This window comes from Legionella pelazae (assembly GCF_052527395.1).
Map to the genome: position 1 here is coordinate 94,223 of NZ_JBNVZS010000005.1, position 23,860 is coordinate 118,082.

Sequence of the window (23,860 nt, forward strand, 5' to 3'; positions counted from 1 at the left end):
AGTTACTTAAGATTTAATTCCTAGTATTAGATAGTTGTTTATATCATCTAGAACTTCCATATGGGCGAGTAATGATCTCGAGTAAATGTCCATCTGGATCTAAAAAATAGCAGCCGCGGCCACCATCATTATAATTAATTTGCTGTGGTTTGGTGCGCCCTGGATCCGCCCAATAATTTAGTTGATATTGAGTAATTCGATTAAAAATTTCATCAAATTCTGACTCACTGACAAGAAATGCAAAATGGCGAGAATGAATTTTATCTGCTGTTGTTTTAAAGTCTAAGCTTACCTCGTTATTTGTTTTGACAACAACAAAAGGATCAAAGGTCGTAGGGGCAGGAAGACCTAAAATATCCGCTAAAAATTGAGCAGATATTCTGGCATTCTTCGCTTGAATAATGGTGTGATTCAGCTCAATGCTCATATGAATTTCTCCTTGGCGAAATGCCGTAAATTTAATGCACTACCTAGTTATATTTATTAGGCGAATTTTCTTATAAATTCCATATAAGACTTAATGAAATAGTTTATCTATCTGTTATCCAATGCAGCCCTTACCTTGAGAATTTGTAGAGTTATTGGTTGTAACAAGGCCTAAATTTTCTGGCGTATAACCGGCATTCTTACAAGCCTCTCGAAATTGCGGAATCACATATGGTGGTAATCCTTTAGCACTTTTGTTACTACGGTTTCTCCCTAGTCCTTTACCATGCCATGATAAACTTGCTGATCCATAGGTTTTATCAATTGCTTCTTTGGGTACGAGTAAATGAGCATAAATATTTTTTATCTCCAGCTTACAAGTATTTGATCCACCTTGCGGTTTTTTAAACTTACCTTTAAACCCACTAATCGTAAGATGCATAAGCTCTCTTAAAGTAATTGAATTAGAATCTTCGGGCTTATCACTAAACACTTTCAAGAGAGTAGCCTGATCATCTTCATCAAGCTTTAGTATATTATGTTTAGTTTCAACAGGGCTTGGATCCTTAACTGGACCTTTAACATGTTTGTTTTTATTAATCTCTTTATCTTTTTTCTTATAATATTGAGTATACATCTTATCTGTATAGTCAATTGTTTCTTGTTCAATTTCTTTTTTTTCACAAGCTGAATCAACTTCTTCTGAACTTTCCTCTTCTGCTTTTACATCAATTTTCTCTCTATCTACAATTTCTTTGTCTTTTTCTGCGTTGTTATCAGCGCCATCATTATCATCCATGGGTATAGCAATATTATTTTTAAGTGTGTTATCTTCTTCTTGCACTTTTTCTTCTATAGCTTCTTCTTCTATAGCTTCACTGATAACAGCAGATGCTCGACTTGATTCTGGTTTAGCTGGATTCACTGATAAATGAGGTTCAACCTCTGGTGGAAGTTCTGGTTGAGTCTTTTCTTCTGCAAACGATGTAATTTCTAAGGTTTTCATCTGATCATTTGCTGATTTTAACAGTTTATTTATTTTAGCCTCTGCTTCATATTTCGGTTTCAAATATTTAAACGTAGCTAAATAAGTATTTAGCAGGTTTGTACTCACCTGATTTTGGTTAAACTCTAGAAATTCACGGTAAGCTTCTTCATATTCTTGTAGTAATAGTTTAAGTTCAGAATTAATAGAACTATTAGGATTTTCGTTTAAGAATTGCATTGCTCTTCGATAAGTAGTACCTTCTAAATTTATTGGCTTAGAGTCAAGTCGCCCGAGGTCTTGTGTGCCTGCAAAAGAGGTATATTTGATCTCGTCTTTATACTTAAGACAGGCAGGACTAACGTAAGGTTCCAACAACTCGATCATTTTTTTGAGCACATGATATTCATCTATGGCAGGTGATTGTTTAGCATAAAGCTTTTTTCTAAGTTGTTTAGCTAAGTCTTTTTCCTTATAGAAGTGGCTGAGCATTAATTCAATGCCTCTAGGATTCGATGTGAAAATGTCCGCATGCATACCCTGAGCTTTGTAATACATACATAAATAAAGCTCATCAATTTGACCCTTGGATAAGTGCTCTGCAAACTGATTATAATCTTGTATATCTGTCTTTAATCCCTGGATAGCACTGGTTTTTAAAGGTTTGAAATGTTCCGGTTTGGGGAGACTTTGCGCTTGAGGTAAAGTGGATAAACTCAAGTACATGGAAACAATGACTTCAAATACTTCTTCATTATTTTCGCTTTGAATAAGATAAAGAAATAAATTTTTGTTATATTGAAGCTGAGCATCACAAATCTTTCTGATTTCTTCTAAATCAGCTAGCTTTTGTTCTTCAAGTGAAGTAATTTCTACCTTTGGGAAAAATAATTGGTCTTTAGCTCTCATAATATTCAATAAATTTACTAAAAGTATAATTATTTTACACCTTAAAGATTAAGAAAGTATTAATAGCATTTTGAATCGATAGGCGCTTTGTAAAAAGGCGATCGAGCGAAAACATTTATTTGATAATTTAGTAAAGTCTATTCAAAAAGGAGGTTCTTAATAGATAAAATTAGCCTACTTAAATTTTAAGAGGTAAGTTTATAAATAGATATGCCCTTTGCAGGGCGTGTGCAGCACTAAAATTGTCTTATCTGCCCATTAGATGACATATAAAAGCAATATTTATAAGAGAATATCCTTAGTAGAATCAAATACTATTTACCAAATTTGGTTAAAGTTTCTCAATTGTAATTTTGTGCTTTAATAGTTTTTCTTTAGCAAGTTCTGCTTGCGCCAATTTTTCTTTTTCCTTAGTAATGATTTCCGTAGGAGCTTTATCTGTGAATTTAGAATTATTAAGCTTGCCTTGTGCTAAAGTGATATCTTTATCAAGTTTGGCGAGCTCTTTATTTAAGCGATTCAATTCTGCATCTTTATTGATAAGCCCTGCCATAGGAATTAATAATTCAAGTTCTCCTACTACAGCTGAAGCTGAAACAGGAGCTTCTTCATCGTCCTCTAAAAAGTGAATGTTGGCTAGTTTACCTAATGCCATAAGGATGATCTGATAATTCTTAAAACGCTCTTTTTCTAGAGAGGATGCATTTTTAACTTGCAGCATAATTAACTTAGCTGGGGAAATGCTCATTTCGCTGCGGATAGTACGCACAGATTGAATAATATCCTTAATCCAGGCCATTTCACTTTCTAAATTCTTATTAATGAGCTGTTCATTAACCTGGGGATAAGGACTAAGCATAATACTTTCACCATTTTGACTGGTAAGCTTACTTGTACGCTGCCATATTTCTTCTGTGATAAAAGGCATAATAGGGTGTAATAATTTTAATAGTTGATCTAACACATGAATTAACGTTCTACGCGTACCACGTTTCATCGGTCCTAGAGCTTGTGCATCATAAAGAATAGGCTTAGACAATTCTAAATACCAATCACAGTATTCATGCCAAACAAACTCATAGAGGGTATGTGCTAATAAATCAAAACGATAAGTGGCAAGATAGTGGCGGCAACTTGCTATAGTATGTTGTAAAGAAGATAAAATCCATTGATCCGCAAGACTATACTGAAAGGCGCCATCTTCTAAATCGATTTGTTCTTCGGTTTGAAGTAAAACATAACGAGCGGCATTCCATAATTTGTTACAAAAATTACGGTAGCCTTCAACACGATTTAAATCAAAGCGTACATTACGGCCAAACGAGGCAAGGGAACAGAAAGTAAAGCGTAATGCATCGGTACCAAAAGCAGGAATTCCTTCTGGAAATTCCTTTCGGGTAGCTTTAACAATCTTCTCCTTTAAAGAAGGTAGCATCATATTAGAAGTACGTTTAGCGACTAAACTATCAATATCAATACCATCAACAATGTCTAGAGGATCTAATACATTTCCTTTTGATTTAGACATTTTATGCCCTTCACTATCGCGAATTAAGCCCGTAATTAATACTTCTTTAAAAGGAATTTTGCCCGTAAATTTTAAACCCATCATAATCATACGAGCTACCCAGAAAAAAATAATATCAAATCCGGTTACCAAAACTGATGTAGGATAAAATTGCTCAAGCTCAGGTGTGCGTGCCGGCCAACCTAACGTTGAAAAAGGCCACAGTGCTGAGGAAAACCAGGTGTCTAAAACATCTTCATCTTGTTTTAAGGGCAGAGAATCATCAAGTGAATATTTAAAACGAACATCTTTTTCACTATAACCGACATAAATATGCCCATGGTTATCATACCAAGCTGGAATCCGATGTCCCCACCAAAGTTGACGACTAATACACCAATCTTCGATGTTTTCCATCCATTGAAAATAAGTTTTAGTCCAATTTTCTGGAATAAAGCGAATTTCCCCTTTTCTAACTACTTCAATAGCAGGTTCAGCTAAGGGCTTTGTTTTTACATACCATTGGTCCGTTAGTAGTGGCTCGATAATAACATTTGATTTTTCCCCACGCGGGACTTTCAATTTATGTGGTTCAGTTTTAACAAGTAACTTAAGGTCTGTTAAATCTTTAATGATTTGCTCTCGCGCAATAAACCTATCCATCCCCTGATATTTAATAGGCGCATTTTTACTAATAGCCCCTTTTTTAGTAAGAATATTAATAGCAGGAAGATTGTGGCGTTTACCAATTTCATGATCATTAAAATCATGAGCAGGTGTAATTTTAACGCAGCCCGTTCCAAATTCTTTATCAACATAAGTATCAGCTATAATAGGTATTTGCCGATTGCAAAGAGGAAGATTAACATGCTTGCCAATTAAATGTTGATAACGCTCATCTTCTGGATGTACAGCAATCGCTACATCCCCTAGCATTGTCTCAGGCCGGGTGGTGGCGACGATCAAATAATCATCCGAATTAACGATTGGATAACGAATATGCCATAAAAAACCATCTTCTTCTTGAGAGATAACTTCCAAATCTGAAACAGCAGTACCTAGCTTAGGATCCCAATTAACTAAACGTGTCCCACGATAAATTAAACCCTCATCATACAGTTGAACAAACACTTTTTGGACGGCGGCTGAAAGACCTTCATCCATAGTAAAGCGTTCACGCTGCCAATCAACTGAGGAACCGATTCGTCGCATTTGTGAAGTAATTTGGTGGCCTGACTCTTCTTTCCAGCGCCAAACATACTCAAGGAATTGCTCTCTTGTCATTTCCTTACGGGATAAGCCTTGGTTTTCTAATTGACGTTCAACCACAAGTTGAGTAGAAATACCAGCATGGTCTGTACCAGGTTGCCATAATGTTTTATCACCCTGCATCCGGTGATAGCGAATTAAAATATCCATTAAGGTATGTTGAAAACCATGGCCCATATGTAGACTGCCTGTCACGTTAGGTGGCGGCAACATAATACAGTAAGCTGGACCGTCACCTTGCGGCTGGAAAAAATGCCGATTTTCCCATTCTTGGTAACGAAATTTCTCTATTGCTTGAGGAGAATAAGTCTTATCCATGGTATAGCCTGTAATCATTAACAATACATAAAGCAGGTGATTTTAACACGTATTGATTGTTATTGACGACAGGAGTTTTAATCCTTTTCAATTGATTACAAGGAGGAATTATTAATTACCATTGATGATAATTTAATATAAAAGAGACGAAGGTTCTTTTAGGTCGCTAAATTTACGTTAAATTAAGTATTCAAGAAATCAGCAAGCTTTTCATCGGGTTTTACTTTTTTCGCATTTTCATGTCTATGGTCAGCTGCAAGATAAGTATACATAGTTGGCACAACGAATAAGGTAAACAATGTTCCAATTAATAAACCTGAAGAAATAACAAGTCCTATATCAAATCGGCTGACAGCACCTGCGCCCTTAGCAATTAATAAAGGAAAAACACCAAAAACCATGGCTGCTGTTGTCATTAAAATCGGCCGCAAACGAATAGCTGCTGCTTCTTCCACTGCAGCGCGTTTATCTAACTTTTTTTGTCGCTGCAACTGATTGGCAAAATCGACAATTAAAATGCCATGCTTGCTAATTAAGCCAATGAGTGTAATTAGACCAACTTGCGTATAAATATTAATAGAAGCAGCGCCTAGATTAAGAGGAATTAATGCGCCACAAATGGACATTGGTACACTAATTAAAATAATTAAAGGATCCCGAAAGCTTTCATACTGCGCTGCTAAGACTAAAAAGATAATTATAATAGAAAAGAAAAAAGCAAGAATTAAAGCTGTTCCTTCTTGGATATATTGTCTTGATTGGCCGCCAAAGTCATAAGTATAACCTGGCGGTAAAACAGTCTTCGCTTCATTTTGCAAAAATTCTAATGCCTGACCTAAAGTAATACCCGGCACGGTGACTCCTTGAATAGTCGCTGAATTTAGTTGTTGAAAATGAGTGACTGCATTGGGTTGCGTTTTTTCTATAGGTGTGACTACAGTCGATAAAGGGACCATTGTTCCATTTCTAGAGCGTACATAGATTTCTTCTAATTGTTGAGGTGTAAGCCTAAATCGTCTATCTAATTGAGGAATAACTTGGTAGCTTCTACCTTGTAAATTGAAGTAATTAACATAATTTCCAGATAAAGCACTTATTAGGCTACTACCAATATCTTGCATATCTAAACCTAAGTCAGCTGCTTTTGCGCGATTAATTTGTAATACAATTTCAGGTCGGTTAAATTTAAGACTATTATTAAGAAAAATAAAATAACCACTTTTTTGAGCTCTAGCCATTAATTGATTAGAAATTTCAAATAACGTCTGAAAATCATTAGTTGTTTTAATGACGAATTGAATAGGCGTTCCGCCTCCACCGCCTGGTAGAGGTGGAGGAATAATGGCAAAGGCTTTTAGGCCTGTGACTTGATCTAATTTATCTTGCAGAGGTTTCTTTAAAGCAAATTGAGTGCGTTCTCGCTGATCCCAGGGTTTTAAAACCATCCCGGAAACAGGATTACCTGAATTAATATTAAAATAATATGCAGTTTCTGGAAAACTCTTATAAATTTTATCAAACAGTTGAGTGAAAGCAGCTACATAGTTAACTGTAGCGTACTGTGGTGCTGTAGCGACAACAAAAAAGAATCCTTGATCTTCTTCAGGCGCCATCTGTTTAGGCGTGGTAGAATACAAATAAGGCAACATTAATAAAATGGCCACAGCAAGAACTAATATAATTGCTCGGGTATCTAGGAGGCTATGTAACTTTCGTTGATAATAATTTTTAGCAGAACTAAATTTTCTATCAAGGAAGTGGACAAAACGACCTGAATTAACTTCGCTAGAAAATAGTTTAGAGCACATCATTGGTGTTAAGGTAAGCGCAATAATACCTGAAATAATGACAGCGCTTGCTAAAGTAAATGCAAATTCTTTAAAAAGCGCGCCTGTTATGCCCCCCATAAAACCAATAGGGGCATAGACAGCAGCTAAAGTAATCGTCATGGCAATGACAGGTATTGCAATTTCACGTGCGCCAATTATTGCTGCCTGAAAAGGTGTTTTACCTTCTTCTAAGTGCCGATGAACATTTTCAACGACTACAATTGCGTCATCTACAACTAAGCCAATGGCTAAAACAAAGGCAAGTAAGGTGAGTAAATTAATCGAGTAGCCGAGAAAAAGCATAAGCGTGCATACCCCGATTAACGATAACGGAATAGTTACAACTGGAATAATAACTGAACGAATTGAACCTAAGAAAAGGAAAATAACCACAATAACGATGAGTGCTGCTTCTATAATGGTTATGACCACTTCTTTAATAGAAGCTCGAATAAAATCGGTAGCATCATAAACAATAGTGCCTGTTAGCGACGGAGGAAAATTTTGAGTAATAGATGGGAAATTTTTTCTAACTTGACTTATTACTGTCAGTGGATTGGCTGTTGGCGTAGGGGTAATTGCAATAAAGACAGCTTGCTTACCGTTAAAAGAAACGATGGTATTATAATCTTGGGATCCTAATTCTACTTTAGCAATATCGCGTAAACGAATAAGAGCTGATTTATCCTGTCTAACAATTAATTTACTAAATTCTTCTGTATTGTTTAAATCGGTTTTAGCATTAATATTGATAGCAACGTATTCTCCTTTAGTATTTCCTGCTGCAGTTAAAAAATTATTACGAGCAAGTACATTTGTCACATCGGCAGGTGTAATATTTAATGCAGCCATTTTGATTGGATCAAGAAAGATCCGCATAGAATAAGTTGCTCCTCCTAGAAGCTGAGCCTGGGCAACGCCATCAACTGTCTGTAACTGTGGTTGCACTACACGTACAGCGTAGTCAGTAATTTGCTGAGGTGTCATCTGACTACTATCTAAACTAATATACATTAAGGGTGTTGAAGTATCAGAGCTTTTAATAATAATAGGTTGCTGTGCCTGAGGTGGTAATTGATTTAAGGTCTGCTGAACTTTACTCATTACATCTGTAAATGCAACTTGTGGATTAAAATTTAATTTAATTGTTAGGGTAATGGTACTTAAGCCTTGCACACTGGAGGAAGTCATATAATCAATCCCTTCAGCACTTGCAACAGCAGCCTCTAAAGGCGTGGTAATAAAGCCAGCAATTAGATTAGCATCAGCGCCTGGATAACTTGTGGTAACAGTAATAACAGTATTATCCATACGAGGATACTGGCGGATTTGCATAGTAAATAATGAATTTAACCCGAATAAAAAAATGAGCAAACTAACCACTGTCGCTAAAACAGGGCGTTTAATAAAAATATCGGTAAAATTCATCCGTTTCCCTAAAAAATTCTTAACTAGCTGTCATACTAAATTGCATTACACTAGATACCTAACATACCAAGATATCAATGATGATTTTAGAAATCATAATGATTTAACTTCTACTGACCTAAAGAATCAGGATCAACATGGGTGTTTAGTTTAACATCGTTATTGATTATAATTCGTGCATTGTTTTGTAATTTAAGTTCGCCTGAGCCTACAACCAGTTGGCCTGGCTTTAGACCCTTTTTAATTATGGTATAGTTACCCTCTTGTTCACCTGTTTGTACAAAGACACGCCTTGCTTCTAAAATATCGTTTCCGGTTCTATCTTTTTTGCCAGTCTTTTCAATAAGAAAGACAGAATTTCCATACAAACTATAGGAAATTGCTGTTGAAGGTAGAACTGTTACATTAGGAATAGGAGGTTGCTCAACAGAAATTGCAGCAAACATGCCTGGAATAAAAGCAAACTCATTAATACGATTCTTCGTATTTAAAGCGGTGTTACATTTTACAATCTTTCTATTGCCATTTTCATCACTTTTTACGGTCAAGAGTTTTGTTTGAGTAAGTTTTTGTAAACCTTGAGTTGGACAATTAGGAACAGTAGCTTGAACTAAAATATTATGAGTGCTGGGATCAACCCTAGAATTAATAGCAGAAATTTCGCCTTGAAAAAGTAAGTTTGGGAACTCTTCAAGGCTAAATTGGATTTTTTGTTTTATATATAACTTTCTAATAAATTGTTCTGGTAAATTAAATTGAAGGTAAAGCGGATCAAGTGATTGAAGAGCCACAATTGAAGTTTGGCCAGGTGTGATATATTGACCTAAATTAATTAGGCGAATACCGAGTTTGCCCGAAAAGGGAGCGCTAATATGCTTGTTTCTAATTTGAGCTTCAATTCTTTCAACATTAGCTTGTGCTTGATCTAAATTAGCTTTGGCTTCATCTACACTGGCAGTAGGTGTAGCTCCGCGCCTAGATAGAGCAACTTGTCGCTTATAATTAACCTCTCTTAATTCTCTATTAGCTCGCTCAAATTTTAATTGCGCTTGCAAAACACTATCATCTAAATCAACTAAGGGCTTTCCTTTTTCAATATATTGGCCTGACTCAAAATGTATGGCAACAACTTGACCTGATTCCTCTGAATTAACTTCTACACCATTGACAGCAACAAAATTCCCTACGGCAGAAATACTTGGTTGCCAGTTTTTTTGCATGACTTTAACAGAGGAAACAGTAACTGGAACACTTTGGAATTGGCGAACAAAACGCTTAATCATTACTCCTTTAATCATATTAAATGCAATGATACCGCTAAAAACAACTAGCAATGCTATTATCATAATAGTCATGCGCTTTTTCATTATTATTCCTTCCAGTTTTGTAAGCGTGTAGCCAGGAGGTGTAAATTTAGTTTTCGAGCGCTACCTGTTAAGCTTTATACTGTGCATCATAGGGTAATTTCGCTTAAAGCTAATTACTATTATAGCCTCGCCCACTAAGCTTTATACAGCGTTGCAAGTTCATTCGGCTTCAGTCATGTATTCTATATACACTCCTTCGCCTCAATCACTTACGCCTTGTCTAAAGCTTAGTGGGCGAGGCTATATATACATCTGCTGCCTCAATCCTTTGCGTCTATCTAGCACTTAAAGTGTGACACTGTACTTTAATGGAATAAAATAAAGCTGATTTGAATACTTAGACCTACGAATGCACTAATATATCACAATTCGTTAAGAGTTGAAGTAGGAAGAAATTAAAGATGATTGGAAAAAAAACCTATTGACTAAATGGTATCCTTTGTTACCATGCCCTTTGTTTTTAACACAAAAGGGGTAATTATGAAAGTAAAATCTTTATTGCTTGCCTGTTGTTTAGGTCTATTATCAACTGCTTATGCAGAGAATCGCCATGTGCATCCAAAAGCTGAAGCGCTTAAAACAGAAGCTGTAGCTGCTGCTAAAAAGGCAATGGCGCCTGGCTTTTGCGAAATTGAGATTATTAATAACAGCTATGATAATGTTACAGTGTATGGTCGTTTCGACGATGGTAGCTCTCTAGTGCCTTTTAATGTTTATAGCTTTGAAGCGCCACATTACATTGATTTATACTACTATGGTTATTGCCATCGTGATATGTACTTAGACATTGTTACATTTAGTGGCTACCATATCTATTCTGGCTACACACGTGCTGATACAACCGTAAGAATAGTTCCTTATCTTAAAAATCAAGTAAAAGCTGAAGTTCGGGCTAAATAATTAACTTGATTAAAAGGACACAATGTAACTTACGTTGTGTCCTTTTAATGGCCTGGAGGTATTATGAAACGTTTCTTTCTAATTTTACTGCTGTTGCCATCGTTAGGATTTTGTTCAACTGTACACTATTATGCTCCTTTGGAGCGCAACTTTGTACATGCAGCTAATATGCATGGGCATAATGATACCGCTGTAATTATTGAAAGACCTTATCGAACCTATAATGTGCCTGCGCCTTCTTATTATCGCTATTATCATCGACATCGTAGTTATCCTCGTTATTTATATCGCGGGCGCTCTCATGACCATTATCAAGAGCGAGTTGATAATTATATTTATAATGGTCACCTGCATGGACATCGATAAGTATTTCTTACAGATGTAAAATAAGAAATTTTTAAATTTGCCTGGAAAATAACTAAACTAAATAGATTAGTTTATTTTACAGGCAAAATGAATTAGCAGGCTAAATATCCTTTAAGTGAGTAGTGCGGTTTGCTTTTTATATAGAAATTTAAGTAAGCTTTTAAGTTAAGTACATAAGCTTATCTATCGTGTCTACAATCGAGCTAGAAAAAAATCTATAATTACTTCATTTCTTACTGATAAAGAGGACTACGAATGTTTGATAAAAACTGCACAATTGCCAACTTTGATGATCAACTTTGGCTGGCAATACAAGCTGAAAAAAAACGACAAGAAGAACATATTGAGCTTATCGCCTCAGAAAATTATGCAAGTCCTCGTGTTATGGAAGCGCAAGGTTCTGTTTTAACTAATAAATACGCTGAAGGTTATCCTAGCAAGCGCTATTACGGTGGTTGTGAATATGTTGATATTGCTGAGTCTTTAGCTATTGAGCGAGCTAAAAAATTGTTTAAAGCTGATTATGCTAATGTACAGCCACATTCAGGCTCGCAAGCAAACGCAGCGGTTATGATGGCTCTTTTAAAGCCAGGTGATTTAGTTATGGGAATGGCTCTGCCTCATGGTGGTCACTTAACCCATGGCTCAAAAGTTAATTTCTCAGGTAAGCTTTATCAAGCAATAGAGTACGGTCTTGATGTTAAAACAGGTTTAATTGATTATGATGCACTAGAGCAATCAGCAAAAGCGCATAAACCCAAGCTGATTATAGCTGGGTTTTCCGCGTACTCCCAATATTTAGACTGGGCAAGATTTCGTTCTATTGCTGATTCAGTTGGTGCTTATCTTTTAGCAGATATAGCTCATGTAGCAGGCTTAGTAGCAGCAGAGTTGTATCCTTCGCCACTTCCTTATGCCGATGTTGTTACAACAACGACACATAAGACATTGCGTGGTCCTCGCGGTGGTTTGATTTTAGCCCATTCTAATGAAGAAATTGAGAAAAAATTAAATTCATCCGTTTTTCCAGGTATGCAAGGCGGACCATTAATGCATGTTATTGCAGCTAAAGCCGTTGCTTTTGCTGAGGCTCTTGAACCTGAGTTTAGAGTTTATCAACAGCAAGTGTTAGCTAATGCGAAAGAAATGGCAAACGTTTTACTCAAAAGAGGCTATTCAATTGTTTCTGGCGGAACACAAAATCATTTATTGTTAGTGAATTTGATTGAAAAAAATCTGACAGGTAAAGAGGCAGATGCAGCGTTGAGCAAAGCAAATATTACAGTAAATAAAAATTCTGTACCTAATGACCCACGCTCTCCTTTTGTAACAAGTGGCTTGCGTTTAGGCACGCCAGCTGTAACTACAAGAGGTTTTAAAGAAAAAGAAATAAGAATGATTAGTCATTGGATTTGTGATATTCTTGATGATCCTAACAATGAAGAGGTTCTTCAACAAGTTAAGCATCAAGTTTTACAATTATGTCATGACTTCCCTGTTTATCCAGCTAATTGATTATTATGTATTGTCCCTTTTGCCATGCACAGGAAACTAAGGTTATTGATTCTCGCTTAGTTGCAGAAGGCGCGCAGGTGCGGCGCCGAAGGCAATGTTTGTTATGTCATGAACGTTTTACAACGTTTGAGACAGTTGAGTTAATTATGCCGGTGATTATTAAGCGCGATGGGCGCAGAGAACCTTTCAATATAGATAATTTGCGTTCTGGTATGCAAAGAGCGCTTGAGAAAAGGCCAGTCAGTGTTGACTCAATAGAAGCTGCTATTGCTAATATCCTGCAAGATATTCGAAGTCGAGGTGAACGTGAAATAGAGGCTAGTTTAGTCGGAGAGCTGGTCATGAAACAGTTATATAATCTTGATCATGTTGCTTACGTACGTTTTGCATCTGTTTATAAACGATTTAAAGACATAAGTGACTTTAGACAAGCAATTGATGAAATGAAAGATGATTAAGAGGTAATGGTGGAGAAACACGCTATCCGTGGTAAACGTCGTGCACGAAGACTTGTATTGCAAGCTTTATATCAATGGTTGATGTCAGGGCATGAGCTTTCAGAAATTGAAGCGCAATTTCGTATTACAAACAACATGGATAAAGTTGATTCTGACTATTTTTGTCGTCTTTTATATAGTATTCCTAAATCCTTACAAGTGATTGAAGAAAGCTTTTCGCCATTCTTGGATATTCCGATTAGTCATTTAAATCCCATAGAATTGACTATTTTACGATTAAGCGCTTATGAGTTAATGTTTTGTCCAGAAATCCCTTATCGTGTTGTTCTTGATGAGGCAGTTTCGTTAGCTAAAGAGTATGGGGCTCAAGATGGCCATCGATTTGTAAATGGGGTGCTTAATAAATTAGCTAAGCAAGTACGTAGTGCTGAAATTAATTTGAAATCATGAATGAGTTTGAATTAATTAATTCATTTTTTAAAAAACCAGCATTCACTCGCCAAGATGTTGTCTTTGGAATTGGTGATGATGCTGCGTGCTTAAAAATGCCGGTAGGCCATCACTTGTTAGTCAGCACTGATACCTTAGTTGCTGAAGTTCATTTTTTAAGTAGCTGGGATCCTTATGCCATTGCTTGGAAAGCCGTGATGGTCAATATCAGTGATATAGCTGCTATGGCTGCAGAGCCATGTTGGATGTCGCTTGCATTAACATTACCTACTTTAGATTTAAAATGGATAGAACGTTTTGCTGAAGGATTACATGCTGCTTTAAAGGGATATAATATTGCTTTAATCGGAGGTGATATGACCCGAGGCCCATTAAGCATGACATTAACAATACATGGCTTAGCGCCTATTGGCAAAGCGGTTAGACGTTCAGGTGCAAAGCCAGGTGATGAAATTTGGGTATCAGGTGAATTAGGTGCGGCAGCGCAAGCTGTTAAATTTTTAACTCAATCTGATCAGATAGATTCTGAAGATTTCGCCCAATTATTAAAGAAATTACAATATCCTACTCCTAGGGTGGATTTACTTCCTTTACTACGAGCTTTTGCCACATCAGCGATTGATATTTCGGATGGCTTAAGTGGTGATCTTTTTCATATTTGTGAAGAAAGTAATGTCGGTGCGTACTTAGATTTACCCTCTATTCCTATTCATCCGTTAGTAAAGAAATATCAAGGACAAAAAGCAATTGATATTGCCTTGCAAGGTGGGGATGATTATGAATTATGTTTTACCATACCAGCTACTCGACATCATGATTTTCTGCAAGCTTTAAAAAAATATAAATTAAATTGTCATCAAATTGGTATGATAGAAAATGAAAAAGGGCTGCGAGGCGTTTATAACGGACAAACAAAAACAATAAGTTCTCGCGGTTATAGTCACTTTTAGGAAGAAAATATGAGCGTAAACAGGCTTTCGTTACGAGTATGGCAGGATCCAGTTTATTTTGTTGCCTTTGGGTTTGGGAGTGGATTGTTACCCATTGCCCCTGGCACTTGGGGAACGCTTGCTGCTATACCAGTGTATCTCTTAATTAATACTTATTCGCTTCCTATTTATTTATTTATTACATTTTTATTTTTTATTCTTGGGATTTATGTCAGTGGTAAAGTTGCTAACGATTTAGGAGTGCACGATTATAGCGGTATTGTATGGGATGAAGTTGTAGGTTATCTTTTAACCATGGCTGGTGCACCCATAGGCTTTTTTTGGATGCTATCAGGTTTTATTCTGTTTCGTCTATTTGATATATGGAAGCCGTTTCCTATTTTATTAATTGACAAACAAGTACAAGGTGGGTTAGGTGTAATGCTTGATGACATATTAGCTGCAGTTCTGGCATGGCTTACTTTAAGAAGTTTAGTTTGGATTTTTGGCCTATGAACGAAAATCATAGAGAACTTATTAATATTGGCTTAACTTTAGGTATTATTGCGTTAAGTCTATTTATCATTCATCGTTTTATACCTTCAATCATTTGGGCTGGTATCATTGTGATAGCCACATATCCCTTATATCAACGTTGGCGTACCTTTTTCGGCAATCATGATAATTTATCTGCCTTATTATTTACAACAATATTAAGCTTATTATTTTTATTACCTTTAAGTTGGTTAATTGGACTGCTTGTAAAGGAATTACAGCTTTTTATTAATTATTTACAAGTTATTAATCGCGATGGCGGTGAAGCCCCTAATTTTCTTAGACAATTTCCTGTTATAAGCAATGAATTAGTTAATTATTGGAATAATAATGTAGGCCAGCCAGGCAACGTACGGAGTCTGTTATCTAATATGCATTTGTCATTGACACCCGCTAGTTATTATATAAAACAAATTGGCATAAATTTAGCTCACCGTAGTTTTCAAGTTGGTTTTACCATGCTTACCTTATTTTTCTTTTATCGAGATGGTGAGAAGTTACATGCCCAAATTAATGAAGTAGGAAAATTTTGTCTAGGTAATCGCTGGTATCGTTACGCTGATCGCCTTCCTTCTGCTTTACGCTCAGTTGTTAACGGTACAGTTGTTGTCGGTTTAGGTGTTGGTGTATTAATGGGATTTTGCTATATGCTTGTTGGTTTACCTGCACCAACTTTAATCGGCTTTATTACCGCCTTTGCTGCCATGATACCTTTTGTAGTTCCTATTGTATTTATTATTGTTGCGTTGGTTTTATTATCCTCCGGTGGTTTAATTGCCGCTATCGTCGTTGTGGTTTGGGGTACAATAGTGATGTTTGTAGCAGATCATTTTATAAAGCCTGTTTTAATTGGCGGTGCCATTAAACTTCCATTTTTAGCGGTATTATTTGGCATTTTAGGTGGTGTAGAGACCCTTGGGTTATTAGGCCTATTTTTAGGCCCAATTATAATGGTTTTATTAGTTACACTTTGGCAGGAGCCTACGCTTAGTAAACCTAAATATGAATTAAGGGTAAAACGATCGTTAGAGCAGTAAATTAACATGAGCTGGATATAAGAGATTTATTAAATCTTTTATGCTGAACTTACATTAATTTAAAACAATTTATATTCAATATAAGCATTATTCATACTTAGTATCATAAGGGTTAAGGAAAGTGTGGCGGTGGTGCCGATGTTGCTTTTTCAGAATCATTTACTTGCTCAGGTAGGCTTTTAACAAGCTCATCCAACTTAACCATAATCCTATTCCAGAATTTATTATCATTATATCCATCACTAATAAACGGTAAGGAAAGACCCGTATTCTTTTTAATATACTTAAACTCGTTTTTTGCATCTTCGCTTAGCATCTGTTTAAGTTGCCTAATTTGATCGACAGAAGTGAGTATTTTTGAGAGTCGATATTCAACAAATTGTGCCGCAGCCTCTTTTCGTAATTTATCAAGTTCCGCAGGCTTATTAGTCGGGTTAATAGGGACAGGATAGCCATTGTTTCGTAACTCATCCATACTGAATTTTCCTATCTGAATTAAACACTCTTTTGCTTCTTCTAAAGGCGTTAAGAAGGTTTTTCTCTTGCCTTCTGAATCAAAAAAACCAATAAGTTCGCCTTTATAAAAAATAAGAATTTCTTTAGGCGTTTTCCGTTTATGCATATCTGGCGCGTTTCTAGCTTCTTCAGGACTTTTATAAAATTTTAAATGATACTTTTTATCGTAATAACGGTTCTCATTTACTTTAAATGCTGCAATAGAATCTAATAAAGATTGTTTATCAGTGAAGTTAGGAGCTAATCCTTCTTCGTTATAAACTGGATTAGGTAAGTAAACTTCTGCTTCTTTTTCTAGAAGTTCCTGACTAACTTGATGAAACTGCTTATCTGTCTCACTGACTGCTTTTAAATCTCTTAGAGTTTCCTTACGGTTTTCTGATCTTATAAAACTTAGAATATGGAGAAGAACTTCATTAGGTAAGTGCTTAAAGTAATTTCCTGCTTGGTCAGGATGTTCATCAGTCTTCTTACTTTCAGATTGCTCAGAATCTTCATCGAATTGCTTATTTTTAGATTGTTTAGACGAAAATTCTTTCATCTCTATAAACTTATCTTCATCATCACTATCATTTTTTTTACTTTGATTCTCATTCCTGCCTTTCATAAAGCCATCCTCTACCAATGCTAATGCTAATAAAGGTAGTATAGTTTAAATTTGTTCATTTAATGAACGTTAGTATAATATCAGCTCAATATAAGCAATTGAACTTGGCTGGCTACTGATTAAATTTATTTAGATAATAATGTGCCACAGTTTAAAATCAAGAAAGCAGGCTTTCTATAATCAGTTTTTGTATCAGAGGTATAATGCTTATAATGCATAAATTGGGATATCTTGATCAGAATATCTAATTAACTTAAAGTTTATATTTTTATAACGAAATAAACCTTTTTACGTTGAGCTAGAGTTAGGTAAGAAAATATATCGTTATTTTTAACGAAAATTTGCCAATAGCTTCTTTCCTACTTGTAATTTAGCTATTTGCCCCAATTTAAATAACGTTTAGAATAAAATGGCCTACAGAAGAGAGAAGGGGGGGTTATGAATAAAAATTGGCCAACCAAAGAAAAAGACATTTATGTAGCAGAGCAAATTATGGAAGAATACGCCAGCCAAAATAATAGTGAATCATTAGGTTTATTTGAGCTGTTTGTTAACCCTGAAGAAAAACGAATGAATTTTAGGCTGTCTAATTGGGTAATTATGTTAGCTGAGCACTTTAAAACAGTGTATGGTGAAGTACAAGGTGATTTTGTAACTAGAAAGGTTATTACTCGTTGTTTAGTAAATGGACAAACTCTACATTAAAAATATGAATTAATGTCATTTTACTTTTATGTTTTGAGAAATAGCTGTTTAGTGCTGTAAATCCCTTAACAGGGAAGTTAATTATGATTTCAGCACTAAAAAGTTATTTATAATTCTTCAAAAATGGTGTAAATACTTATCATAATTTTTCTTATAATTTGATCCTTTTAAGTATTTTTCTAATGCACTATTAATTTCGCCAAGTAAATCTGTCTTATTGCGATTAATAGCAATTGCTATACCATAACCATACTTAAAAGGCTCACCTAGGGCTATTAAGACTCCTGATGACTGTTGTTGCCAGTGGAGTGCGCTCGCATTATCCATAACAGCTATATCTATCTCCTCATCGCCTAAGGAATCAATCATAAAATCGAATCTATCATATAAGGTGATTTGGGAATTGGCGACACCTAGTGAATTGAGTAATTGAGGAAATACTGTTCCTCTAACAACACCAATATTGTATCTTTTTAAGGTAGCCAGGTTAAACGAAGCGGGCTTAATATTCTTATTGCTCAAAAAGCGAGCTTGGCTTGTTAAATAAGGCTTAGAAAAAGATACATGTGCTGCTCGTTCGGGCGTTATCGTAATCGCGCCAATTGCAGCATCTAATTCACCATTTCCAACTTTGCTTAATAAGTTTGTAAAAGGCATTGGATAATAGATGCACTTTCTATTGATTAACTGACAAACATTATCCATAACTGATATATCAAAACCAAAAACTTGATTATTGCCAGCTCGCATGACATACGGAGGATAAAAATTATCAACGCCTACCCGTATAGGTGTAGTTTCTTGCGCAAAAGTAAAAAAATTAACACATAATAGTAGTGTAAAAAGTAAAATCCTTTTCATAATAATTACCTTTGTTAATTTTTAACAGTATAGCTTTAATCAGCTATTGGCACTAAAAATTTAGATCAGTATTTACGAAAAAAGCCAATCTCTTTGTTAAAAAATGTTTTTAATTCGGTCCTACGTTATCTAAACTTCCTCATTAAAAACATTTTTTACCTCGACCTTGGTTTTTTTGTAAGTACTGACAGTTTACCAAAAATTTCAAGATTCACTTTAATTTCTGCTGCAAGCTTGACTATGATTAGTTAGAATTAACTATTAAAAATTTAAGAGTTAAGTGTGTTAACTATTCCTAAAATTTTACAATCTAATCACGTATTATTTGATAAATATTTTTCTAATTTAGAACATCCGTTGCGTGAAACTGTAAAAATCCTGTTATCAGTGAGTAACTATGCCTGTAAGCAAATTGAAACTTTACAGCATTTACTTACAGAAGACGATTGGCAAAAACAGCTTAATTTCTATGATTATACAAATTCTTTGCAGCAAATACATACTAAAACAAGCCAGCAAATTAGTAAATTTATTCGTAATTTTAGACATTATCATTTTCTAAGACATCTATTACGCGAGCTAGGTGGTTTAGCAAGTACTGAAGAAACAATGGCATCTTGGTCAGACTGTGCTGATGCTTTAATCATTTTTACCTTAAATTATTGTAAGCAAGAAATGATTCTTCGTTATGGTTATCCAGAAGACGAGGTAGGAAACCCAGTTGAACTTTATGTTTTAGCAATGGGTAAACTAGGTGGTCAGGAATTAAATTATTCATCTGATATAGATCTCATCATAGCCTTTTCCGCATCTGGTTATACCATGGGAGAGTATCAAGTTGATAATCAGTATTTTTTTACTAAAGTAGTCCAGTTATTTATCCAATTAATGCAGAATGTAACTGAAGATGGCTTTGTTTTTCGGGTGGATTTAAGGCTAAGACCTAATGGTGAGAGCGGTGCGTTAGTCTCCTCTTTAGCCGCTATGGAGACTTATTATCAAGAGCAGGGCCGGGACTGGGAGCGTTATGCTATGGTAAAAGCACGCTTAATAAGTGGCTCCCCAGCTTTACGCGCCCAATGGTTTCAAAGATTAATTATCCCTTTCGTCTACAGGCGTTATATCGATTTTAGTATTATAGAATCACTACGAAGTATGAAAGCCATGATCGAACGTGAAGTGCAGTTAAATCCCAATTTAGATGATATAAAAAGGGGTTTTGGTGGCATTCGAGAAGTTGAATTTATTGTCCAGAGTATTCAATTGATTCGGGGCGGGCGTTTACCCAGATTACAACGAACTAACCTTGTAAAAGCACTTTTGGTATTAAAAGAAGAGAGACTTTTCTCGAGAGCAGATGTTTTAAAGCAAGCTTATCTTTTTTTAAGAAAGTTAGAAAATTGCTTGCAAAGTGAAAATGATCAGCAAATACATGTACTACCTACAGAGCCTATTAAGCAAGCGAAAATAGCGTTAGCTATGGGTTTTGTAAGCTGGGATTCTTTATTAAAAGTAGTGCAGCGCTTTAGAAAGATTATTCGTCATCTATTTCTTTCTATGTTAAGGCAAGCAATTGATTACGATGACAGTAACAAGCTATTGGATTCTCAGTTAAACAATGTTTGGCAAGGTCATGCTGAAAGTACAATGGCTATTAATCTTCTAGCTAGTTTAGGCTACCAAGATGCAGAGCGTTGTTATCAATTATTATCTAATTTTAGGCACAGTCCTCGTTGTCGCCGACTTAATCAAGCAGCCCGGTTAAGGCTTGACCGTTTTATGACCCTACTTTTAAGGGAGCTTGCTAATGTAGCAAATACTGAAGAAGTATTGCTTAACGTGATTCATTTACTAGAAAATATAGTAACTCGCAGTGCTTATATAACTTTATTTACTGAAAATCCACAAGCTTTAAGAGAGTTATTTATCTGGTTTAATAATAGTGCTTTTATTACATCCTTACTGGTAAATCATCCATTTTTGTTAGAAATTTTATTAGACCAAGCACAAAAGTGGCAGCCATCCTCACTTAAACAATTACAAGAGCAATTGCAAAAACAACTGTTAGAAAGTAATGATCTTGAGTTGCAAGAAGAAATATTAAGGCAATTTAAGCTGACTAATTGGTTGTTGATTGCGCGAGCTGAGCAGCAGGGCGAAGTTAGCGCCTTGCAAAGTGCGCGTTTCTTATCAATAGTAGCTGAGGTCATTGTTGAACAAGTTGTTAAATTAGCTTTTATAGATTTAGCTAAACGTTATCCACAAATTCGTGATATTAAATCGCATTTTGCTATTATTGCCTATGGTAAATTAGGAAGTCAGGAGATGAATTATAATTCTGACCTAGATTTAGTCTTTATTTATGATAATCAATCGCAAGAAGAAAGTTTAGTCACGCGGCTTACTCAGAAGATTTTGCATATGTTAACAACACGTTCACAATCAGGTCTTCTCTATAAAGTAGATACTCGCTTAAGGCCCTCAGGTGAAGCAGGACTTTTAGTGAGCGCCATAAAATCATTTATTGACTATCAACAAAACCAAGCTTGGCTTTGGGAACACCAAGCATTAATTCGTGCGCGCGTTATTGTTGGTAATACTAATATCCACTCTCTATTTAAGAAGCTAAAGCAGAGTACATTATCGATCGAACGACCAAGGGAATGGGTCTTTAATGAGATAAAAGCTATGCGCCAAAAGATAAATCGTTACTTTAAAGGAGAGGATGAGATTAAATATACGCCAGGTGGCTTAATTGATCTGGAGTTTTTTGTCCAATTTTTAGTTCTTGCAAATCCAATTCAAGAATTAAGTCGTTATACTCATACCTTAAGCCTAATTAAAAAATTAGCTGAATATAAAGTGATTGAAGCTGACGCATTTAAAATACTTACTAGTGCTTACAAGCTCTACCACAAAGTATTACATCAAAATATTCTAGCTTCTTCTAAAGTTATAAATTACCAAGATAAATGTAAGGAAGTTTTATCTATTATTAACTTTCATTAGAGCCATTCATTTAAAAAAACTAAATTACTATAAAGTAGCCTAGGTGAAGTGAAACTACGTTTGCTACATGTAGTTATCTCATACAGGATTACACAACCTCCCCATACAAATCATAATCATCGCTATCGACAATGTTAGCATTCACAAAACTACCAATAGTTAATTTTTCATTAGGAGGTAAATATACCAAGCCATCTATTTCAGGTGCATCACTTTTACTTCTGGCAATGATATGTTCGGGTGTAATTTCATCAATCAGAACTGTTTGACGCGAGCCAATTTTTTCTCTTAATTTTTGATAACTGATTTCAGCTTGAACTTGCATAAAACGATGATAACGTTCTTCCTTTATCTCCTCTGGAATAGGCGAGGCTAATTCATTTGCTTTTGCACCTTCAACGGGTGAATATTTAAAACAACCAACCCGATCAAGTTTGGCCAATTTAAGAAAATCTAATAATTCCTCAAATTCTTCTTCTGTTTCACCTGGAAAACCAACGATAAATGTAGAGCGTAAAGTAATTTCAGGACAGATTGCACGCCAATTATTAATACGTGATAGCGTATTTTCTCGATTAGCAGGACGTTTCATTGCTTTTAATATACGTGCATTAGCATGCTGAAGGGGAATATCTAGATAAGGTAAAATAAAGCCATCACGCATCAGTGGAATAATCTCATCCACATGTGGATAGGGATAAACATAATGTAGGCGAATCCAAATACCAAGCTCGCCAAGTTGTTGGCACAAATCATAAAAGCGAGTATTTAATTGCTTACCTTGCCATTCTATAGGTTGATAGCGAGTATCTACCCCATAAGCACTCGTGTCTTGCGAAATGACTAAGATTTCTTTTACACCTGCTTCTTTAAGTCGTTTAGCTTCAGTAAGTATCTGCGTTAAAGAATAACTTTGCAGTTTACCGCGCATTGTAGGAATAATACAAAAAGTACATTTTTGATTACAGCCTTCGGAAATTTTTAAGTAAGCATAATGTCTGGGTGTAAGCTTAATACCTTGCGGCGGTATAAGCTGGGTAAAAGGATTTTTAGGTGGCGGTAAATGCTGATGTACAGCACTGACCACTTCTTCATAAGCATGGGCACCACTAATATGAAGTACATCTGGACAAGCTTGTCGGATTATCTCAGCTTTAGCACCTAAGCAACCTGTGACAATAACACGGCCATTTTCAGCCATCGCTTCTTTAATGGTCTCAAGTGATTCAGTAACTGCGGCATCAATAAATCCGCAAGTGTTAATAACAACGACACCAGCATCCTGATAAGTAGAGACTAATTCATAGCCTTGTGCTCGCAGTTGCGTAATAATTCTTTCAGAGTCGACTAATGCTTTAGGACAACCAAGACTAACAAAACCTACTTTATGATTCATCTAACTCAATAGCTCTATAAATGCCTATACTAAAAGGGCTTCTTGTAAAAAAAGTGAATAATTATATCTTTTTTAGCTTAAAGATGTCTATTTTGCTAAATTATTTTTCTCTTAAATATAAAAAATTGTCATAGCTACTTTTTATTCTTTATCGTACCCGCGTGGCATTGTTGCATAAATAAGTTTGAGAGTTAATAATAACCAAGATGATCCTATATCATCCCAAGAATTCTATGTCATTCCCGCAAATTCTATGTCATCCCCGCAAATCCTATGTCATCCCCGCGCAGGCGGGGATCTATTCATCAATTAGCACTAAGGTTAATTTTTAGATGGATTCACGCCTGCGCGGGAAAGACATTCATTATCCACGCAACAATGCCTACTCGCGTAGGCGAGTATCCATCTTGGGTATGGCCCTGAAACAAAGCAGGCTGATAAATGACAATGGAAATTGTCTGGCTAGTAAGTACATCATAAGAGCGTGAATTCATCAAGCAATTTTCAGCCGCTTAAAT

General features: G+C 35.6%; 19 protein-coding genes. 10 read left to right on the forward strand and 9 right to left on the reverse strand.

The features are described from left to right. Positions 1 to 43: 43 nt before the first annotated feature. The 5 genes from ACQUW5_RS07330 to ACQUW5_RS07350 form a co-directional block, all read right to left on the reverse strand. Entirely contained in the window at positions 44 to 427 is a 384-nt protein-coding gene (locus ACQUW5_RS07330; protein WP_444990578.1) for a VOC family protein, read from the reverse strand. Positions 428 to 541: 114 nt separating this feature from the next. Continuing rightward, positions 542 to 2,320 carry a hypothetical protein gene (locus ACQUW5_RS07335; RefSeq protein WP_444990579.1) on the reverse strand — a complete coding sequence of 593 codons (1,779 nt, stop codon included), beginning with the start codon at positions 2,318 to 2,320 and terminating at the stop codon, positions 542 to 544. A gap of 331 nt (positions 2,321 to 2,651) precedes the next feature. Continuing rightward, positions 2,652 to 5,414 carry a valine--tRNA ligase gene (locus ACQUW5_RS07340; RefSeq protein WP_444990580.1) on the reverse strand — a complete coding sequence of 921 codons (2,763 nt, stop codon included), beginning with the start codon at positions 5,412 to 5,414 and terminating at the stop codon, positions 2,652 to 2,654. Positions 5,415 to 5,596: 182 nt separating this feature from the next. Further along, complete coding sequence (locus ACQUW5_RS07345; RefSeq protein ID WP_444990581.1) at positions 5,597 to 8,671, reverse strand: efflux RND transporter permease subunit; 3,075 nt, start codon at positions 8,669 to 8,671, stop codon at positions 5,597 to 5,599. 110 nt (positions 8,672 to 8,781) lie between these two features. Next, entirely contained in the window at positions 8,782 to 10,038 is a 1,257-nt protein-coding gene (locus ACQUW5_RS07350) for an efflux RND transporter periplasmic adaptor subunit (RefSeq protein ID WP_444990582.1), read from the reverse strand. Positions 10,039 to 10,518: 480 nt separating this feature from the next. Here ACQUW5_RS07350 and ACQUW5_RS07355 point away from each other — a divergent pair, with 480 nt between their 5' ends. The 8 genes from ACQUW5_RS07355 (at position 10,519) to ACQUW5_RS07390 (ending at position 16,248) form a co-directional block, all read left to right on the forward strand. Beyond that, complete coding sequence (locus tag ACQUW5_RS07355; protein WP_444990583.1) at positions 10,519 to 10,938, forward strand: hypothetical protein; 420 nt, start codon at positions 10,519 to 10,521, stop codon at positions 10,936 to 10,938. A 63-nt stretch (positions 10,939 to 11,001) separates the two neighbouring features. Then, positions 11,002 to 11,304, forward strand: a complete 303-nt coding sequence (locus ACQUW5_RS07360) for a hypothetical protein (protein WP_444990584.1) — start codon at positions 11,002 to 11,004, stop codon at positions 11,302 to 11,304. A gap of 255 nt (positions 11,305 to 11,559) precedes the next feature. Then, positions 11,560 to 12,819 carry a serine hydroxymethyltransferase gene (gene glyA, locus ACQUW5_RS07365; protein ID WP_444990585.1) on the forward strand — a complete coding sequence of 420 codons (1,260 nt, stop codon included), beginning with the start codon at positions 11,560 to 11,562 and terminating at the stop codon, positions 12,817 to 12,819. A gap of 5 nt (positions 12,820 to 12,824) precedes the next feature. Beyond that, entirely contained in the window at positions 12,825 to 13,277 is a 453-nt protein-coding gene (gene nrdR, locus ACQUW5_RS07370; protein ID WP_444990586.1) for a transcriptional regulator NrdR, read from the forward strand. A 9-nt stretch (positions 13,278 to 13,286) separates the two neighbouring features. After that, positions 13,287 to 13,727, forward strand: coding sequence for a transcription antitermination factor NusB (nusB, locus tag ACQUW5_RS07375; RefSeq protein ID WP_444990669.1), 441 nt, complete (start codon positions 13,287 to 13,289; stop codon positions 13,725 to 13,727). Next, entirely contained in the window at positions 13,724 to 14,677 is a 954-nt protein-coding gene (gene thiL, locus ACQUW5_RS07380; protein ID WP_444990587.1) for a thiamine-phosphate kinase, read from the forward strand. Before nusB ends, thiL begins: the two co-directional genes overlap by 4 nt. 9 nt (positions 14,678 to 14,686) lie before the next feature. Continuing rightward, positions 14,687 to 15,172: a phosphatidylglycerophosphatase A family protein gene (locus tag ACQUW5_RS07385; RefSeq protein ID WP_444990588.1), complete on the forward strand. Its 486-nt coding sequence runs from the start codon at positions 14,687 to 14,689 to the stop codon at positions 15,170 to 15,172. Then, positions 15,169 to 16,248, forward strand: a complete 1,080-nt coding sequence (locus ACQUW5_RS07390) for an AI-2E family transporter (RefSeq protein WP_444990589.1) — start codon at positions 15,169 to 15,171, stop codon at positions 16,246 to 16,248. The genes ACQUW5_RS07385 and ACQUW5_RS07390 overlap by 4 nt, the downstream gene beginning before the upstream one ends. A gap of 112 nt (positions 16,249 to 16,360) precedes the next feature. On the opposite strand, the gene ACQUW5_RS07395 is transcribed toward ACQUW5_RS07390, so the two are convergent. Beyond that, complete coding sequence (locus ACQUW5_RS07395; RefSeq protein WP_444990590.1) at positions 16,361 to 17,371, reverse strand: F-box protein; 1,011 nt, start codon at positions 17,369 to 17,371, stop codon at positions 16,361 to 16,363. Between the two features lie 438 nt (positions 17,372 to 17,809). On the opposite strand from ACQUW5_RS07395, the gene ACQUW5_RS07400 reads away from it, so the two are divergent. Beyond that, positions 17,810 to 18,076, forward strand: coding sequence for a hypothetical protein (locus ACQUW5_RS07400; protein WP_444990591.1), 267 nt, complete (start codon positions 17,810 to 17,812; stop codon positions 18,074 to 18,076). A 117-nt stretch (positions 18,077 to 18,193) separates the two neighbouring features. On the opposite strand, the gene ACQUW5_RS07405 is transcribed toward ACQUW5_RS07400, so the two are convergent. Beyond that, positions 18,194 to 18,937 (reverse strand): transporter substrate-binding domain-containing protein, encoded by a 744-nt coding sequence (locus ACQUW5_RS07405; protein WP_444990592.1) that lies wholly within the window; start codon positions 18,935 to 18,937, stop codon positions 18,194 to 18,196. 282 nt (positions 18,938 to 19,219) lie between these two features. Here ACQUW5_RS07405 and glnE point away from each other — a divergent pair, with 282 nt between their 5' ends. Next, complete coding sequence (glnE, locus tag ACQUW5_RS07410; protein ID WP_444990593.1) at positions 19,220 to 21,946, forward strand: bifunctional [glutamate--ammonia ligase]-adenylyl-L-tyrosine phosphorylase/[glutamate--ammonia-ligase] adenylyltransferase; 2,727 nt, start codon at positions 19,220 to 19,222, stop codon at positions 21,944 to 21,946. 88 nt (positions 21,947 to 22,034) lie between these two features. Here glnE and rimO read toward each other — a convergent pair whose 3' ends face one another. Both rimO and ACQUW5_RS07420 read right to left on the reverse strand, forming a co-directional pair. Then, positions 22,035 to 23,342 (reverse strand): 30S ribosomal protein S12 methylthiotransferase RimO, encoded by a 1,308-nt coding sequence (gene rimO, locus ACQUW5_RS07415; RefSeq protein WP_444990594.1) that lies wholly within the window; start codon positions 23,340 to 23,342, stop codon positions 22,035 to 22,037. A gap of 338 nt (positions 23,343 to 23,680) precedes the next feature. Further along, the gene (locus tag ACQUW5_RS07420; protein WP_444990595.1) at positions 23,681 to 23,836 is read right to left on the reverse strand and encodes a hypothetical protein; all 156 of its coding nucleotides are present in this window, start codon (positions 23,834 to 23,836) and stop codon (positions 23,681 to 23,683) included. Between the last annotated feature and the right edge of the window lie 24 nt (positions 23,837 to 23,860).